Below are 18235 nucleotides of genomic sequence, written 5' to 3' on the forward strand. Positions count from 1 at the left end.
TACAACTGCGCTATGTCGCAGCCGTTTCTGCGGCCCATTATTGCTGTGCGTTTTATAAACGGGCTGAACTTCATCAAGGCCGAACTTCTGGCGACCTGCCACGCCCGGCTCGGCCAGACGGACCTGGCGAAGGCCAAGGCCGCCGAGGTCCTGCGCGCCTATCCGGCATTCCGCCTCGCCCATGTCCGCCTGTGGAAGAACTTCCGCAACGAGGCCTACCGCCAGAATCTGCTGGGCGCGCTGCGCGAGGCCGGCTTGCCGGAGTGACGGCCCCGTTTCTTGTTTTGCAAACTACGGGCTATTGCCGGTGCCACGAAGAAAATGCTGGGCGCTCAAAATTCGCCTTCTGCCTCATTGATGCCGCTTGCGGTCAAGAACCAGCCATTCGGCCGCTTCAGGCTGATGGTTCGGCTTGTCCGCGACCTGGTCATTCCTCCTTCGGATTTTGCTGCAAAATGCACGAACGGCTGGTTTTGTTGCTACAACGCAGCGACACGTGTTGCGGCATTGCAGTGAGTTTATTTCTGCGAGCGCACGCAGCAAAATAGTAATATGGGTCCGAGTTGGGCTCAAAGCCGCCTTGCGGCGATGCAGCGAAAGATCCCCTGCAATACTGGGATGGATGTCGGCTTCCTCTGTCTCGGCATGTATAGGGCGCACCTGCGGCAAATGGCCGGTTGCCGCCCTTCGTGAAGGCTGCCGCTTACGGCCCTAACCGGCCGTTCGCTTCATGGCTGAGCGCTGCGGCGCAGCTTCACCAGACCGGTCATTCGTCCACCTTGCAGCATTTTGGCTTCCCGAATGACAATGTGCAGGACTAACTTACCTTCATTCTGCACTGGTGGGCTGTATTGATCATCCACTGCGCATCCAGCGTGGCCGAGACCTTGCGGACTCAACCACCACGCCAGACGAACCTATCGCGCGTGCGGTGCGCTCTTGCGCACTGCATTTAAAGAACAAGCGCAACCGCGAGAACCAGCTCAGGCATCATCCGATAGTCCTCGCGGCGGCTTTTTCTAAACGTCGAAGGCACGCGCCATGACGGCTCCCAAGCGCCGTGCGAAGTCGGACGGGTCTGTCGGGACCTCACCTTCGACGATGCGCGCCTGATCGAGCAACAGGTGCGCGGCATCTTTCAGAAGGTCGTCCGCGCCTGCCGCATTTGACGTGCTACGCGCGGCCAAGGTGGTGATCAGCGCATGGCTGGGGTTCAGTTCCAGCACCCGAGGCATGCCGTGGGCGAGTTGCCCGTGGCGTTTGAGCAGGCGTTCGAGGTTCACATCCATATCGCCATCATCGGCAATCAGGCAAACAGGACTGTGGGTCAGACGTTTTGAGGGGCGCACGTCCTTGACCTCTTCACCAAGCTCCGCCTTTATTGCAGCGATCAGCGCGGAAAGATCAGCCTCATCCGACTTTTCCGCGTCCCCTTTAGTTTCATCGGCTTCGACCTGATCCAGATCAGCGGCCCCTCTCGTGATGGATTTAAAGGGCTTACCATCGTGTTGCGTGATGTGTTGCAGCCAGAATTCATCCACATGGTCGGACAGTAGCAGAACTTCAACGCCCTTGGCCTTAAAGCCCTCAAGATGAGGAGATTTCTCCAGTTTGGCAGCGTCATCGCCTGCAATGTAATAGATCGCGTCCTGGCCGGTTTTCATGCGCGACACATAGTCGGTGAGGCTGGTCAGCTCCTTCGCACCAGTCCACGCGAAACGGCAAATTTCCAGAATGCGATCCCGGAGCGCAATTTCCTCGACCAAACCTTCCTTGAGTACGGCACCGAAATTTCCCCAGAACGCCGCGTATTCCTCCGGCGCTTTTGTGGCTTTTTTCTTCAACTCGCTTAGCACTTTTTTGGAGATCGACGTCTTGATCTTGGCAAGCTGCGGATCGCTTTGCAGCATTTCGCGCGAGACGTTCAGTGACAGGTCCTGGCTGTCCACCACCCCGCGCAGGAAGCGCAGATAGGCGGGGATCAGGTCCTTGGTGGTCTCAGTGATATAGACGCGATTGACATAGAGCTTCACATGACTTTTGCGCTCTGGCTCAAAGAGATCAAAGGGTTGAGACGCCGGCACAAACAGCAGACTTGTGTGGTTCAGGGTCCCTTCAACCTTGTTGTGCATCACATGCCAGGGGTCATCATAGGCGTTGGATGTATGGCGGTAGAACTCGTTGTATTGCTCAGCGGTGATGTCTTTGGCAGGCCGCGTCCATAACGCCTCAGCTGCATTCAGGGTTTCATCCCCCAGCTTGACAGGGAAGCTGATATGTTCGGAATATGTCTTGATAATATGGCGGATGCGCGCCTCTTCGGCAAACTCCTTGGCGTCCTTTTTCAGATGCAAAGTGACCGTGGTTCCGCTTGTCTCCCGCTCGGCCGGTGCAATCGTAAAGGCACCTTTACCGTCAGATTGCCAAAGCCATGCTTCCTTTTCTCCGGCTTTGCGGGTCAGCACGTCCACTTGTGAGGCGACCATGAACGCTGAATAGAACCCCACGCCGAACTGCCCGATCAAGCTGGTTTTGTCCTTTTCATCCGCCTTAAGGGCCTCGATGAAGGCGCCAGTGCCGGATTTGGCGATCGTGCCCAAGGTATCAAGCAGATCGGCGTGGCTCATGCCGATCCCATTGTCGCTGATCGACAGCGTCTTGGCCTTGGGGTTGCTTTCGAGTGTAATAGCAAAATCCTGAGACGGCGCGAGGCTTGCATCGGTCAGGGCTGCGTACCGCAGCTTATCGCAGGCGTCAGAAGCGTTCGAAACAAGCTCGCGCAAAAACACTTCGCGGTTCGAATAGAGCGAGCCCGCAACAATTTCCAACAGTTGACCCACTTCCGTCTGGAAGGAAAACGTTTCTTTCTCAAGGATATCAGTCATGAATGTATCTCCATATTCAAACCACGGGTAAGATTTAGTGAACTACAACTCTGGTTTCAATGGTTGGGCCGTCATCCCCAAGGTTCGCTGTTCGTCTGTTGGCGCTGTACCGGTCTTGCCGTTCCGCAACAAAAGACGCGCGGCTTTGGGATACGCGTCTAAATGGGCGGCCGTCACCTGCCCTTCACGGCCCGGACCGGTCACCCAGCCACGCCTCTAAGAAGGTCCTGATTTCTTCTGCGCCTTGCAGATGCCGGGAACCTCCCCATATTTGTTTAATTACTTCAGTGCGGAGTTCGAAAGACAGAGATGGGTTATATTAAGACAGCGGTGCTGATGGCCGCAATGACCGCGCTTTTCATGGGCGTAGGCTACCTGATCGGCGGCACAGGCGGCGCAGTTCTCGCCCTTATCGTCGCAGCTTTGATGAACGTGTTTACCTGGTGGAACTCGGACCGCATGGTCTTGCGCATGCACAACGCCCAGCCGGTGACACCGGGCGATCGGCTGGGACTTCACGCGTTGACCGCCGAACTTGCAAAGAATGCAGGCCTGCCTGAGCCCAAAGTCTATCTGATCGACACGCCACAGCCCAATGCCTTCGCTACAGGCCGCAACCCAGCGAACGCGGCCGTGGCAGTGACCTTGGGCCTCCTGCGCAGCTTGACGCGTGAGGAACTGGCCGGGGTGATCGCCCATGAGCTCGCGCACATCCGTAACCATGACACCGCAATCATGACGGTCACCGCGACCTTCGCCGGTGCCATTTCGATGCTGGCCAACTTTGCACTTTTCTTCGGCGGCTCTCGCGAGCGGCTGGGGCTGATCGGCACACTCATGATGATGTTCCTCGCCCCCATGGCGGCGGCGCTGGTCCAGATGGCGATCAGTCGGACACGGGAATATGCCGCTGACAAGGCAGGGGCCGAGATCTGCGGGCAGCCTCTCTGGCTGGCCTCCGCATTGGAGAAGATCGCGATGGGCGCGGCCCGGATCGACAACCACGCGGCAGAGCGCAACCCGGCAACAGCACATATGTTCATCATCAATCCATTGCACGCGCACAAACACGACAGCCTCTTCGCGACGCATCCTGCGACCGAGAACCGCGTGGCTGCACTTCGGGCCATGGCCCCGCAATACGGACGAACTTCAAACGCCGCAGATCAGCAAATCTCCGCCAGTCGTGTTCCCAAAACTAAGACCCGCAGGCGGGCAGGACCTTGGTCCTGAGCAAGGCCTTGTTATGGTTGACCAGCGGTGATGCCAATCAACCTGGACATGCCGCAGCATTGATCTCATTTCCAACCGCCTCGGTCTGCTCTCGGCCTATTCTGTTGAAAAACTCCTATTTCGGCCAAATATCAAAAATATCTCCCCGCACAGCGCATCCATAATATTTCGGCGAGGGGTTCGGCAAAAGGACGGCTCCAAGACCTGTTGCTTCTCTTTGGAACCGTTCGCGGCAATCTTCACTGAGTATCCGCAAGTGCGTGCTTTTTTCGGGAATTTTCGAAATCCAATTATTCGAGTTTTTCAACAGAATTGGCCCTTTGCGGACATCTGCCACAGACCCCGATGCTGCGCCGCGGCCCGTCGTTCCGGACATTCGACGCAGCCGCAAATCCGAGCGGTGGACAAATCTGTGTCGTACTGAGTGGACACTGTTGACGCCGCACTGACCGGACCGGATAGGAACTATGTTTGCGAAGACCTGAGGTCTTCGACGTAGCCACCAAGTTCGTCGCCATAGCCCCAGCCGGTATTGGCAACGCGTTGATGTTCTTTCTCCAGCCGATCCAGCCAAGTTGCCGTCAGTTCCGAGTCGGCTTGCACGGATAATTTCTTTACGATTGAGCCAAACATGGACCCTATGCTGTTGTAGAACGTCTCATCCATATCACCGAACTCCAGCGTGACGTCATTGCCGCATTTGACGTAGTAAAACATTAGCTCCAGCGTTTCGCCGAGCTGTCCCCTAGCCTTGTTGTAATCGGATATGGCGCGTCGGGCGTCGCGGTATTTGATGGGTGCGTCCCAACGGCTTGGATTGATGGCTGCCTTGATCCGCTTCTTGTAGGGCGAAAGGTCGGTGCACCCATCCGAAACCAGGAATCTTGCATGCAGGAAATCCTGGTTCTTCGGGTCGGCGCGATACAGGTCCTGGACAAGGCCCACGAGCTGTACCCTGGAAAACCCTGACAACGCCCCCTTTATCGCAGTCCAGTTCTTTGTCACGATTCGAGCCCCTTCCAGTTTCTCCACGGCATCTTTTCTACCGACATTGTGAGGAAGGTGAAATCTTCAAGCCAGTGTACCGGGAACGGCCCATTGCTGTCGTTAGCGGCCACCTCAGGATGCTGCGGTGCGGCCCGTCAAACCGGACTTTCGTGTATCTTGCAGCATTTTTGCTGGCTTAAACGTCGGTGTGCGGACAAAGTGTGCTTTGCGGTTTTGATGCACATCGTCCGCTCTGTAAACCAAAGCGGACGTCGGTAAGGCTATCGAAGCGTCACGCGGCCGCGCTTGGATCGCCCGACGCCCAAGCGACACCCTCTCCACGATCCATTGTTTTAATGGACGCAATGTCTGCGTCGTCAATTTGAAACCCCGCAAGGTCGATGTTTTGCCGCATCCGATCTGGGTTCAGGCTCTTGGGTAGTACGGCATAACCGTTTTGCACGCCCCACCGCAAAAGGAGCTGCGCTTCGGATACGCCATATTTAGCGGCCATCTGTGTGAACACCGATCCACCAGCCTTCATCGCATCGGTCTTAGCACTATCTTGCCCCTCCTGCGTCCGCCATGTCGAAAGTGGGACAAGGCTGCTGTAGGCAATCGGAGCAATCCCATTTTCGGTCATGTAGGAGATCAACTCTGGCTTTTGGGACCAAGGATGCAGTTCGATCTGGTTCGCATCGGGCATCGGCAGACCGGCCAGTTTGATCTCGTCGAGGTGGCCTTGGTTAAAATTACTCACACCAATAGAACGGGCTTTGCCCATCTGCTTTAACTCGAGCAGTGCGCGCCATTGGGCGATACGCTCCGGCCCACCATAAGGGGCGTGAATTAGGTAGAGGTCGGTGTAATCCAGTCCAAGCTTCGCAAGACTTGCATTACATTCGGCAATTGTCTGGTCGTGTGATTTCGGCGTGTCGCCCCATGCCGGATTGCCCGGCCAAAGTTTCGCGGTCACAAATATAGCGTCGCGTGCCAGTCCAGTTGCTTGCAGGCCAGCGCGGATGCCCGCTCCTACAGCCTCTTCGTTCTGATAAGCTGTCGCTGTATCGATGTGGCGATACCCATTTGAAATAGCGGAACTCACGGCGTCCGGGGCGTCATCGTTTGACACCAAATATGTGCCAAAGCCCACAGCGGGGATTGCTGTATCATCGTTCAGGCGAAAAGTTTGCTGCATATCGGTCATGATCTTCTCCAGTTGTGGCGTAGTGTTAAGGATACTCTAACCGCGCAGATGGGATGACGCCTGCCATATCCTCCATTGAGTATGCCTATTCCTCCAGAACGTTGCGGTTATAGGTGCGCTGGAGGTCAATGACTGCTATGGCATGACCCGAGGAGATTGACATGCAGCTCAATGAAATTGCAAACCACGCCGCAACATTTTTGACTAATAAAAGCAACGAGTCGTCCACATCGTTGCCAAACCTCTTTGTCTTACGCAAGGAAGAAGTCAGCGCGTTAGAGGCGGTCGTTTACAATCCTGTCATCTGTCTTATCCTACAAGGGGCCAAAGAAACGACAATTGGGAGGCAATCTGTCAAGCTACGGGCTGGGGATGCACTGTTAGTCAGCCATGATCTTCCCGTTGTATCCAAGATCACGCTGGCCAGTCCTGATATCCCTTATCTTGCCCTGATCCTCTCTATGGACTTGGGTGTGATCCGCAGCTTGTATGAACAGGTTGGCGAAGCCGTCACCGAGGTTCCAAACGCACGATCCTTGTCCGCAGGGCCTGCCGATCCTTCATGGGTAGAACCGCTCGGTCGCTATCTATCGTTGGCGAATAAGCCGCTCGAGGCGAAGGTGCTTGGCCCTGCGATCTTACGCGAAGTGCATTTTCGCCTGTTGATGTCGCCCATCGGGGGAATGTTGCGCAACCTGCTCTCCGTTGATAGTCACGCCAGTCGCGTCGGCAAAGCAATCTTGAAGATCAGAGCAGACTTTCGTGAACCGCTCGCTGTTGCAAGCTTGGCCAAGACTGCCGGGATGAGCCAGTCATCCTTTCATGAGCATTTCAAATCAGTAACGGGAACCACCCCACTGCAATTTCAAAAGGACTTGCGGATGATCGCCGCGCGCGAGCTGTTGCAAAGCGGGCAAAACACCGTTTCTGCGACGGGATATGAGGTCGGGTATGAAAGTCCGACACACTTCAGTCGGGATTATACCCGCAAGTTTGGCCTGACACCGAGCAAAGACATGCTGCACGGCGACTTGGTGCATTCGTAACGCGGAGCAGACATTCGCTGCGGTACAACAATTATGTCTATTTGGGCTCACAGCCGACTTTCGCTGCGTTTGCACATCAGAGAGACAGGGTCGCAGCCCCGAGCGTCCGCTTTCTTCAAGTTGTCCAATTCAGTTTGCCGGTGCAGCGAATGTCGGCTCTCCGCCCCCTGTGTCGGTTCGTGGGACGCTGGTGCTTCCGGCCCAGACCGGTCATTCACCAATTTTCTCAACGCTGCGCTGCAGCTTTCGCATTGCTGCAATTCGTGCATTCTGCAGCATCTTTTTAGAATGTCATTCTTTCAACGAACCAGGGGTCATCAAATTTAGATCCGGGAGGATTGATGTTGGTCGAAGTTTGCTATTCAGGCAGGCCAGCCTTGCGTAATCCCTCGAAATACCGCCTCCCGCCCGCAGACCCCCCATAATCGTTCATCTCCTTCCATGACGAAATCGTTCGGTCAGGTACCAGCTCACGATATTTGACAAGCGCTTCTTTTGCGCTCTTGAGTTGGCCAGAAAGCGCATAGGCAGATGCCAGAACCGCAAAAAAAGTGGGATAGGTGTTAGAGAATTGCAAGCCCTCAGTGGCATCCGAAATAGCCCGCGCATCATCGCCAAGTTGGACTGACGCAGTTGCGCTGCCGCCTTTTGACGCAACCCAAAACGGATGGTATTTACCGACGCGTTCAAATTTTCGAAAACAGTCAAATGCTGTCGCAGCTTCACCACACCAAAGCGAAGCCCAGGCAGACATTGATAGCACATTTGCATCCGACGCGGACCGCCGAAGCGCACCAGATATCGCATTTCGCACCGGTGTTACATCCGAGTTTGAGTGGAAGTCGGCCAATGCAACACCGATATCCAATACAGAGTTCTGGGCCGTCAGATGGCGACTGCGGGTTACCCAGTCTTGAAAGTAATTCTCGTAGAAAGGCCGTGCGCGTTCCCACCCAACAGTCATTCCCGCATAGGTCCACCAAATAGCTTCTCCATAGGCATCAGCGCATTGCGGATCTTTTTCCAGTGCAAGCATATAGCTCGATATCGAATCCTCCATCCCCCGCTCATCGCCCGAGCGTATTTGCATGAATCCCTGTACCAGACATTCCTCTGCCGTCCGTTTGGCAAGTGGAATACAGGCGAGGCGATCACTCTCCGCGTCCAGCATCCTGGTTAAGACTTCCAGCGAGACAGTTTCGCTTGTCGTGTCCTGCCAGTCGAAACTGTCGGCCAAATCACCGTCAAGCTTGGTTGCCCAGATTTGTTTGCCCATCGGATCGAACAACCGCGCCTCTAGACGTAGCCGGTCGCCCCGGGCCCGCAGCGCAATTTTCAGAACGTAATCATTGGGACGCGGCTGTTCCCGGACAGCGACCACCAGCCACCGCGCTGCTGCCAGCATTTCATCGAGATCACCGGTCAGACCATCGGCCAGTTCCTGAACATCTGCACGATCGTCAGACGTTGCGACAGGTACGATCGATAGATGTGAGTAGCCTGTGGAAAATCCACGTTCGGTTTGGACGATTGCCACGAAAGAGGTCATCGTCTTCGTCCAAATGCGCAAAGATCTGGCGATATTCTTGAGCGTTTGCAGTCCTGCATCGTCGAAGGATGGGGTCAAAGTGCCGTCGAGACTTGAATAGACCGCGTCAGAAATTGCGATACCACCCGGTTTAGCCCATGCCTCAAGTCTGGCCGCAACATTGACCCCATCGCCAAATATATCTTCGTCTTCGTGGACAACGTCACCGATATGCACGCCAATTCGGAGTACAATTAGTGGATGCCCCGCCAGTCGATCCTGAATGAGTACTGCGCAATTCACAGCTTCAGCCGCAGAGCCAAATTCCACCAACCACCCATCACCCATCGACTTGACTATCTTACCGTGGTGTCCGGCCACCGTTGGCCCGAATATTTCTGTGCGAAAGGAACGTAGGGCTGCAAGCGTGCCGCCTTGATCGACACCTATCAAGGCCGAATACCCAACGATATCGGCGGCCAACACTGCCACTAATTTTCTTTGCAATTTGTCTCTCCCGCTGAGGTGACGCTATTACGTACATGCAGCCGAAGCCAGTGCGTTGCCATGCATGAAGTTCATTCGGTTTAGCCGCGCACAGGCCGATCTGTATTACTGGTGATCGTGGCAATCCTTTAAGGCCTAAAGCCTTACGCTGGGTAACTCTATCCCGCCACTCGGTTCGGGATAGAATGAAAGTAGCCTTGCTGTCCGTTACGTTGGGGCATGCGGTTGTAGGCAAGGAGTTTCCAGTGCGCGATATTGTTGATTGGCTGACTGAGCTTGGATTGGCGAAGCATGCACCTTTTTTTGTTGAAGCTGAAATCGACTTTGAGACGCTGCCTGACTTGGTTGAGGATGACCTCAAGGATCTTGGGTTGCCTCTTGGTCCCCGACGTAAGATCTGGGGTGCGATCCAAAGGTTGAGTGACCTACCAAGCGCAACGGCAGCGCACGTACAGCCAGAACTGGTGGCATCCGAAACCGCCTCCGTTCCACAATCGGACGCCGAACGTCGTCACCTGACTGTCATGTTCGTCGACCTCGTTGGCTCGACTGAGATGGCAACACAGATGGACGCCGAAGACATGCGCGATGTCATCACCGGCTACCAGAACACAGTTGCAGGAGTTGTCAGCCGCTTTGAAGGCTTCGTCGCCAAGTTCATGGGCGATGGTGTAATGTGTTACTTTGGCTGGCCCCGCGCGAACGAGGATGACGCTGAACGCGCTGTACGTGCAGGCCTGTCGATCATTGACGCCGTCAAGAAAACCAAGGCACCCAATGGATCACCTCTCGCGACCCGCGTCGGTATCGCAACCGGTGTCGTCATCGTTGGCGACCTGATCGGCAGTGGTGCGACGCAAGAGGCTGCGGTGGTCGGTGAGACACCAAACCTTGCTGCGCGTCTGCAAGGGGTCGCGGGCCTGAACCAACTGGTCGTGGCCAAAGAAACGCAACGCTTGCTAGGCACGATCTTCGAACTTTCACCGCTCGGCGGACAAGATCTGAAAGGCATCAGTGGCCCCGTCGATGCCTATCTGGTCGAAGGTGACGCTTCGGTCCAAAGCCGCTTTGCCGCCCGCCAGTCAGGGACGATGACCCCCATCGTCGGGCGTGAGCGTGAGATCGAGTTGATGACCGAACGCTGGGCGCTGGCCCGCACGGGTCAGGGACAAGTGGTCATCGTTAGCGGCGAGGCGGGTATCGGTAAATCGCGGATAACGCAGGCGGTCATCGACGAAGTCGCCAAGGACCACCACACGCGGATTACCTTCCAGTGCTCGCCTTATCACGCAGACAGCGCCTTTTATCCGATCACGCAGCAGATATCGTTCGCGGCGGGGTTCACACCGTCAGACTCCCCTGATGCGCGCCTGGACAAGCTGGAAACGCTGCTTGGTCCTGATCAGGATACATTGCGGTTGATGACACCACTGCTGGGGCTCGACGGCGAAGCGCGCTATGGCGCATTAGACCTGACACCAGCCCAGCAGCGCGCCCGAACGATGCAGGCATTAACAGGGTTACTGGTCCGCCAAGCGGTGGCGCAACCGGTCCTGATTGTCTTTGAAGATCTGCACTGGGTCGACCCGACCTCGCAGGAGCTGCTGGATATCCTGCTGGATCAGATCACCGATCAGCCGATCATGATCCTCTCCACAGCCCGCCCGACATTCGAGTACGGCTTTGGCGGGCATCCCATCGTCACGAAGTTCGCGCTGAACCGTCTGGGCAAGGACCAGATCGGTGCCATCGTGTCCAAGCTAACGGGCGGCAAGGCGTTGCCGGATGAGATCATGGAGATCATCGCACAACGGACTGATGGTGTGCCGCTGTTCGTCGAGGAGTTGACCAAGACCATTCTGGAATCCGGCGCGCTGAAAGAAGCCGGCGAGCGATACGTCCTGAATGGCCCGCTGAGCACCATTGCTATCCCGACAACACTACATGACAGCCTGATGGCGCGTCTGGACCGGTTGAACCCGATCAAAGAAGTGGCGCAAACCGCCGCTTGTATTGGGCGGGAGTTCAGCCACGGACTGCTGGCGCAAATCTCACCCCTGCCGGAGACTGAATTATCCGAGGCCATGGAAGGTCTGATCGCAGCCGAACTGATCTATCGACGTGGCTTTCCGCCTGAAGCGACGTATCTGTTCAAGCACGCGTTGGTCCGTGATGCCGCCTATGAAAGCCTGCTGAAAGAGCGGCGCAGGGCGGTCCACACCCGCATTCTGACGGCATTGGAGGCAGACCCCGACAGCGCCCCTGAGCTTCTCGCCGTTCACGCCGAAGCTGCGAGCCTGACAAACCGCGCCATCGATCTGTGGGAAGCCGCCAGCAAAGCCGCCATCGCGCGACCGGCGTTTGATGAGGCGATCTCGCATCTTGGCCGAGCGATTGCTTTGATCACGCCTGCACTTGAAAACAGCGCAAGCCCGCCGTTTGAACGCGCGCTTGCGCTGCAAGTGCCGCTGAGCATGACCTATCTCTCCCGCAGAGGTCACTCGGCTGATGAAACACTGGAGGCGTTCCAAAAGGCGTTGGGTATTGCTGACAAAGTTGGTGAAACCCCATTGCGGTACTCAATCCTGTACGGCTTGTGGGTTGCCGCAGGAACCAGAGGGCAGCACGCGGATGCGTTACGCAGCGCGGAAGCACTTGTCGAGCAGACAACCAATGCGCCGAACACGGCCCCAATGGTGGTTGCCAACCGTGTTGCAGGTCTCTCGCACTTTTTTATGGGAAATTTTGCAGAGGCGCAACGATATCTTGACGTCGCTATGGCCAGCTATGACCCCATTGCACATGCGAGCCTCGCCAACCAGTTTGGGCAAGACATTGGCGCAGCAATCCACATTTCTCAGGCACTAAATTTGTTGATGTTGGGTAAGACGAGACGTGCTGCGACCCATTTGGACGAGGCCGAAAGCCATGCCAAGTCGACCGATCATAAACAGACAATCTGCTATTTGCTGATTATGCGAAGTCTATTCGACGTGATGTCCGGTGATCGTCCAGACTATGAGCGATGTCTGAGTGAAATAGCGCCGCTTGCTCAGGAACATAATCTGGGGCTCTGGCTGGCTTTCTTGCCAATGCTGGAAGAAAATCTCGCTGCGCATAAGGGCGACAAATCCAGCATCAAAAGATATCGAAAAAGCGCGGGGGCTGTAGTTGCCAATACAAAGTTTAAAACGAACATAGCTCACTTTCACATTGACCTTGCCCGATCAGCCATGGCGATGCGCCATCATAGCGGCGCGGCTGAACTCACCATGATGGCTCAAGATATGATCGACGAGACAGGAGAGACCAGTTCCCTGTCCGACCTCCACAGATTGCAAGCGACCATTGCTTTGGCAGAAGGTGACACAGTAGCTGCGGAAAAATACCTCGTTATGGCCCTCGACGTCGCTTATCAGCAAGGAGCCAAGCTATGGGAGCTGCGCGCGGCCATCGATCTGGCGGGCCTGTGGCGAGATCAGGGAAAGACCGCCGAGGCGATCGCTCTCCTCCAACCCGTCCATGACAGCATCGCAGAAGGCGATTGCCCCGAAGATCGGGCAACAGCGCAGGCTTTGCTGACGGATATGGCCGGGTAACGCGACTTTCGAAGCACCGGATGGAACGCTCGTTGTTGCCGAGGTGTCTGACGACGGGGACCTTCGAAGGTCTGCTTGAACGATTTCAAACTCTTATTTCGCTCCTGCAGCGAATGTCTGGTTCCCGCTCCTTCGTGGCCCTGACTGCTCCCGGCCCAGACCAGCCATTGAACCAGCCTTCCGACGCCGCAGTGCAGCTTCCTCAGACCGGTCGTTCGTGCATCGTGCAGCCTTTTCGGCGGTTGAAGGACCGCAGTGCGGAAAAGCTGCCGTCCGCTATGTAGCGGTTCATCGTTTTGCGGTCGCCAAAGTTGTAGCTGTGAAGAAGAAACTACTGCTGTCAGGGAAGGTTGGGCCAGAACGTATAATGGGCGGGAATGTCGCCAGTCAGACAGCCGCCGCGATTGCTTTTCCGCAGGTTACGGTATCTGCCGTCCCCCCAAGATCTCCGGTGCGCAACGCGGGATCGGTCAGAACGGATTCGATCGCGGTCATTATGCCTTGTGCGGCTTCAGGATGCCCCAGATGTTCTAGCATCATCGCACCTGACCAGATTTGACCGATCGGGTTGGCAGTGCCCTTGCCCGCGATATCGGGTGCCGAGCCGTGCACGGGCTCAAACAGCGAGGGGAACTTTCGCTCTGGATTGATATTGCCCGATGGTGCGATGCCGATGGTTCCCGTGCAGGCCGGACCCAGATCGGACAGGATATCCCCGAACAGATTTGATCCTACAACAACGTCAAAGCGATCAGGATGCAGCACAAACATCGCAGCTAAGATGTCGATGTGGTATTTATCGACTGCGACATCAGGATAGGTTTTCTGCATCTCAAGAACACGCTCATCCCAATAGGGCATCGTGATCGAAATCCCATTCGACTTGGTCGCCGAGGTCAGTTTCCCGCCACGTTTGCGTGCAAGATCGAATGCATATCGCAATATCCGGTCAACGCCCACGCGCGACATGACCGTTTCCTGCATGACAATCTCGCGGTCAGTCCCGGGGAACATCCTTCCGCCAATCGACGAATACTCGCCTTCGGTGTTCTCGCGCACGATCATCATATCGATATCGCCAGGACCGCGCCCTGCCAACGGAGAGGTCACGCCGGGCATCAGCTTAGCTGGGCGCAGACTGACATATTGGTCGAACTCACGACGGAACTGCAAAAGCGAACCCCATAGCGATACGTGATCCGGCACCGTATCCGGCCAGCCAACTGCACCAAAGAAAATCGCGTCATGGCCGCCAATCTGGTCTTTCCAGTTGTCCGGCATCATCTGGCCGTGTTGCTTGTAGTAGTCACATGACGAGAAATAAAATTCGTCAAAGTTAAAGTCCAAGCCATATTTTGTGGCGGCTGCGTTCAGGACACGCACCCCTTCGGGGACGACTTCCTTGCCAATCCCGTCGCCGGGAATAATCGCAATATTCATCTTGTTACTGGCCATAATCATGTCCTTTGTCGGTCGCTACGGGGGCTGATCGAGGTGAACGCTGCTTGGGTTCCCTCACAGGTCATCGTAGTGCCCCAAAATCATGCGGCGATCTATGTCCTCGCGCATCTCTATTGTCTAGGTTCAAGCTGCGACAAACAACCCAATTCCTGACTGTGGGTGTTTCAGCACCATGCAGTGGGGGGCTTAGCTGCCGACAGCGGCGTTTAATCCGATCAGAGTGAATGACGGGAAAGTCCGGCACAACGGACCTTGGTGCAACGTGCAGCGAAGGTCTGCAAGTAGCCCAATCTGACTAACTTTGGGATGCATCGAACGGCTGCTGTGCTCACACTTCGGAGTTGTCCCAGCTCCCTGTAGCTGCGTCAGCAACGGCCAAGCCTCACTTACTTAGCAGCATTTTGCCAGCGACCTAGATGCGCTCGAACCTACTGTTAAGAGACGGGGGGGGGTTAAAAGTCAGAAACCCGCTCTGCGCCACACCTGTTATGCCCCCACTCGCAGATTTTTTTCCCGACAAGGGGCAAAGTTTCGTGATGATTTCGGCTGAAGTTGCGGTATCTGGGTACGCCTTTGTTTTCCCATGGTTTTCATGAAAATAACTACTTTAAAACATAGGGTTGGGAACCAGATTTTAAGCGAAGGAAGGCGCATGCGCATCTGCAAGGTCCTGCGGTCAAAATAACAGAAAACCAGATCATTTTTCCCGAATGTTACCGCATACTTCGGTTTGACACAGACACGAAATCCGGAATGGACAGAAAACTGATACCTCTTAGCCGAGCAGTAAATTTGCCCCAATTGACAGGACCACTTCAATTACACCCGCCATGAAACTGAAAATGGCCGCGTGAGTTCTACGACCGCACCCCGCTAAAAATGGGGGGATTACTTAGGGACTGCGCGTCGTAGATGCGTCGATCATGCCGACGCTGACCGGCGGCAACACCAACGCGCCAACAATCATGATTGCAGAAAAATGTGCCGACATGATCAAGGCTGAATATGCGGCATAATGCCAACCGTTTGCTTGCCGTGCGCGGCATTTGGACGAAGGCGAAACCAAAGAGGAGCTTAAGATGGATGGTAATATGAATGCGTCTTACGTGGACGAATATGATGCGGCGCTGGGCGCGCTGGACGGGGCCAAAGACACGTGGGCACGGACAAGCGTCGCGGACCGTATCGCGCTTTTGAAGCAAGTCAAAAATAACTTGATGCACGTCGCGCAAGATTGGGCCGAAACGGCCACGCGCAAAAAACAGATACCCGAAGGATCACCGCTTGCAGGTGAAGAATGGACCTCGGGGCCCTATGCGGTGATGTCGGCATGCAATGGTCTGATCCTCACGCTGAGTGAGATGGACGGCAAAGCGTTCCTCAAACATCTGCCAACCCGTAAATTGACCACCGGCCAGATCGCCGTAAAGGTCATGCCACACTCGATCTGGGATCACTTGCTGCTGTCGGGCGTCAAAGCCGAGGTCTGGATGCAAGAAGGTGTCACGGCTACGAACCTGACCGGACATGCTGCGCTTGCCTATGACATCCCGGCTTCGCAGCGCACCGGCAAGGTCGCGTTGATTCTGGGGGCGGGCAACATCGCGTCCATTGCACCACTTGATGTGTTCCAAAAGTTGTTTTTGGAAAATCAGGTTGTTATTCTGAAGATGAATCCGGTGAATGACTATTTGACCGAATTTCTGCATGTGGCGCTTAAACCGCTGATCGACGTTGACGCCCTTCGCATTGTCAAAGGCGACGGCGCAGCAGGAGCATATCTGACCGACCATGTAATCATTTCGGAACTTCACATCACTGGCGCAGGGGCAACCCATGACGCGATTGTCTGGGGCACAGGGGCCGAGGGCGAAAAGAACCGCGCGGCCAACACACCAAAGAACGACAAACACTTTACGTCCGAACTTGGTGCTGTCTGCCCGACGATCGTGGTGCCCGGACCGTGGACACCTGCCGATCTTGTATTTCAGGCGGAACATATTGCCACGCAAAAATTGCACAACTCAGGCTTCAACTGTGTGGCCTGTCAGGTCCTGATCATGCCGAAAGGGTGGGACAAAGCCGTGCCGCTTCTTGCCCACGTCAATGACATCGCGCAGAAGTCCCATCGTGGCGCGTATTACCCTGGCGCAAAGGATCGTCTTGATGCCTTCGCGAAACAGGCGAAGACCCCGACATCAGTGACACGTGGGCCAGCGCCATCACTGATCATCAACGACGTCGATGACAGCGACTGGTTCAAAACCAACGAGGTGTTTGCGCCCGCAATGTCGACGCACGACATGGATGCGCCTGACGCTGCAACCTATCTGCGTAACGCCGTGACCTATGCCAACGATGAACTCTACGGAACCTTGGGGGCGAATATTCTGATCCACCCCAAGACAATCCGCGAGATTGGCAAAAAGCAGTTCGAGGAGATTATCGCAGGACTGCACTACGGCACCATCGCGATCAACGCATGGACCGGATTGGCGTTTCTGGCGACAGCCTGTCCGTGGGGGGCGTTTCCGGGTCACACACCACAAGACGTCCAATCGGGCATCGGAACCGTCCACAACACCTTCATGTTGGACAGCACCGAGCGGGTGGTTGTTCAGGCCCCTTGGCGACCGTTTCCGCGCGGGCTTTTATCAGGGCAGTTCACGTTGCTGCCGCGCCCGCCGTGGTTCATCACCAACAAGAAACAAGACAAAATGGGCAGCCTGTTGACCCAGTTCCAACACAAACCAAGCTGGTTCAAACTTCCCCGCATTTTCTTGAATGCGTTGTTGGGATAGCATCGCGCTTGGGCTGGATGCATACTTGCCTCCGGCCCGAACACGCCGCAATTTGATGCCATGACCGACATGCCAACGAAACTGAAAGTCCGCGCGCTGCGCAAGTCCGCAAAGCGGGACGAAAAGAAGCGCCAGATTGCAGAGAGTGCGATCGATGCACTTCAAGAACTGGGCTACGCCAACACCAGCTTGCGTGATATTGCTGCGAAAAGCGGGATGTCGCGGGGCATCTTGCACTACTATTTTGAAGATCGATCCGATCTAATCATCTATTGTGTCAGAACCTACAAACGGAATTTCGTCGACGGGATCATCACGGCACTGGACGGGGCAACCGACCGATCAGCGGTCATTGATACTTTGTCCGGGGCCCTTGCCCTTTCTATCGTCAAAGACGCAAAAACCCTCGGCGTCCATCCGTGTTGCCATCTCGGTGGACCCGACAAGATCGACGAACATCACTCTCAGGTGGCGGCGCTCTGCGTCCGATTGTGGAGAGGTTGCTTCCGAAGGCGTTGTAGAAACAGGGCCTTCAACTGGAGGTTTGGTGGTTGTTTCGGGGACTTCGCTCAGTCACTTGATCGCTCCCCATATCTTTTTTCGAGGACCAAGCGGCAAACCAAGTTCTTTCAGATCGTCTTCTTCAATATCTGAGCGCGTTTCAAAGTCGATTTCAGCTTCAACAAACAATGCGCCATGCTTCGCCAATCCAAGCTCAGTCAGCCAATCAACAATATCGCGCACTGGAAACTCCTTGCCCATCGCCGCCTATCCGCAGGGGACGCTCACTGTGCGCGATGGAGCATAGCTTTTTGACGTGCAAATACAATACTGGAACGCAAGGGGCGGAAAGCCGACTTTCGCTGCGCTTTGCATGGAGGTCCGCTTAGCGGGACAAACCCTGCCGTCCAAAGTAATGCATGCAACGTCTGAAGTGGTCCGGCAAAATTGGACAGCGTGCTAAGATGTATCCAACCCGAA

Annotated in this window: 12 protein-coding genes and 1 pseudogene; 7 read left to right on the forward strand and 6 right to left on the reverse strand. The window is 55.5% G+C overall.

Annotated features, from left to right (window positions below):
- On the forward strand, positions 1-267 hold a 267-nt coding region (locus tag V7730_RS18545; protein ID WP_335749074.1), incomplete at its 5' end, for a hypothetical protein.
- 752 nt (positions 268-1019) lie between these two features.
- Here the strand turns inward: V7730_RS18545 and htpG are convergent.
- A complete protein-coding gene (gene htpG, locus V7730_RS18550) occupies positions 1020-2885 on the reverse strand; it encodes a molecular chaperone HtpG (RefSeq protein WP_335749075.1) in 1866 nt (621 codons plus the stop codon).
- Positions 2886-3194: 309 nt separating this feature from the next.
- On the opposite strand from htpG, the gene htpX reads away from it, so the two are divergent.
- Positions 3195-4118: a zinc metalloprotease HtpX gene (gene htpX, locus V7730_RS18555; protein WP_335749076.1), complete on the forward strand. Its 924-nt coding sequence runs from the start codon at positions 3195-3197 to the stop codon at positions 4116-4118.
- Between the two features lie 465 nt (positions 4119-4583).
- Here htpX and V7730_RS18560 read toward each other — a convergent pair whose 3' ends face one another.
- The gene (locus tag V7730_RS18560) at positions 4584-5123 is read right to left on the reverse strand and encodes a hypothetical protein (RefSeq protein WP_335748802.1); all 540 of its coding nucleotides are present in this window, start codon (positions 5121-5123) and stop codon (positions 4584-4586) included.
- A gap of 274 nt (positions 5124-5397) precedes the next feature.
- Complete coding sequence (locus V7730_RS18565) at positions 5398-6312, reverse strand: aldo/keto reductase (protein ID WP_335749077.1); 915 nt, start codon at positions 6310-6312, stop codon at positions 5398-5400.
- 161 nt (positions 6313-6473) lie between these two features.
- Between V7730_RS18565 and V7730_RS18570 the strand changes: the two genes are divergently transcribed.
- A complete protein-coding gene (locus tag V7730_RS18570) occupies positions 6474-7358 on the forward strand; it encodes an AraC family transcriptional regulator (RefSeq protein WP_335749078.1) in 885 nt (294 codons plus the stop codon).
- 358 nt (positions 7359-7716) lie between these two features.
- On the opposite strand, the gene V7730_RS18575 is transcribed toward V7730_RS18570, so the two are convergent.
- Complete coding sequence (locus V7730_RS18575) at positions 7717-9393, reverse strand: adenylate/guanylate cyclase domain-containing protein (protein ID WP_335749079.1); 1677 nt, start codon at positions 9391-9393, stop codon at positions 7717-7719.
- 245 nt (positions 9394-9638) lie between these two features.
- Here V7730_RS18575 and V7730_RS18580 point away from each other — a divergent pair, with 245 nt between their 5' ends.
- Positions 9639-12992 (forward strand): ATP-binding protein, encoded by a 3354-nt coding sequence (locus V7730_RS18580; protein WP_335749080.1) that lies wholly within the window; start codon positions 9639-9641, stop codon positions 12990-12992.
- Positions 12993-13379: 387 nt separating this feature from the next.
- Here the strand turns inward: V7730_RS18580 and V7730_RS18585 are convergent, their stop codons facing one another.
- On the reverse strand, positions 13380-14447 hold the full coding sequence (locus V7730_RS18585) for a tartrate dehydrogenase (RefSeq protein WP_335749081.1): 1068 nt from the start codon (positions 14445-14447) through the stop codon (positions 13380-13382).
- Positions 14448-15349: 902 nt separating this feature from the next.
- Here V7730_RS18585 and V7730_RS18590 point away from each other — a divergent pair.
- The 3 genes and pseudogenes from V7730_RS18590 to V7730_RS22755 form a co-directional block, all read left to right on the forward strand.
- A pseudogene (locus V7730_RS18590) lies at positions 15350-15469 on the forward strand (GMC oxidoreductase); the annotation flags it as partial.
- Between the two features lie 63 nt (positions 15470-15532).
- On the forward strand, positions 15533-17254 hold the full coding sequence (locus V7730_RS18595) for an aldehyde dehydrogenase (protein WP_335749082.1): 1722 nt from the start codon (positions 15533-15535) through the stop codon (positions 17252-17254).
- A gap of 69 nt (positions 17255-17323) precedes the next feature.
- Entirely contained in the window at positions 17324-17908 is a 585-nt protein-coding gene (locus tag V7730_RS22755; RefSeq protein WP_443070248.1) for a TetR/AcrR family transcriptional regulator, read from the forward strand.
- Here the strand turns inward: V7730_RS22755 and V7730_RS18600 are convergent.
- Entirely contained in the window at positions 17828-17998 is a 171-nt protein-coding gene (locus tag V7730_RS18600) for an SAM domain-containing protein (protein ID WP_335749083.1), read from the reverse strand. The two genes, V7730_RS22755 and V7730_RS18600, sit on opposite strands and share 81 nt — an antisense overlap.
- Positions 17999-18235 lie beyond the last annotated feature (237 nt).

The sequence above is a fragment of the Sulfitobacter sp. genome (assembly GCF_036961165.1).
Taxonomy (GTDB): Bacteria; Pseudomonadota; Alphaproteobacteria; order Rhodobacterales; family Rhodobacteraceae; genus Sulfitobacter.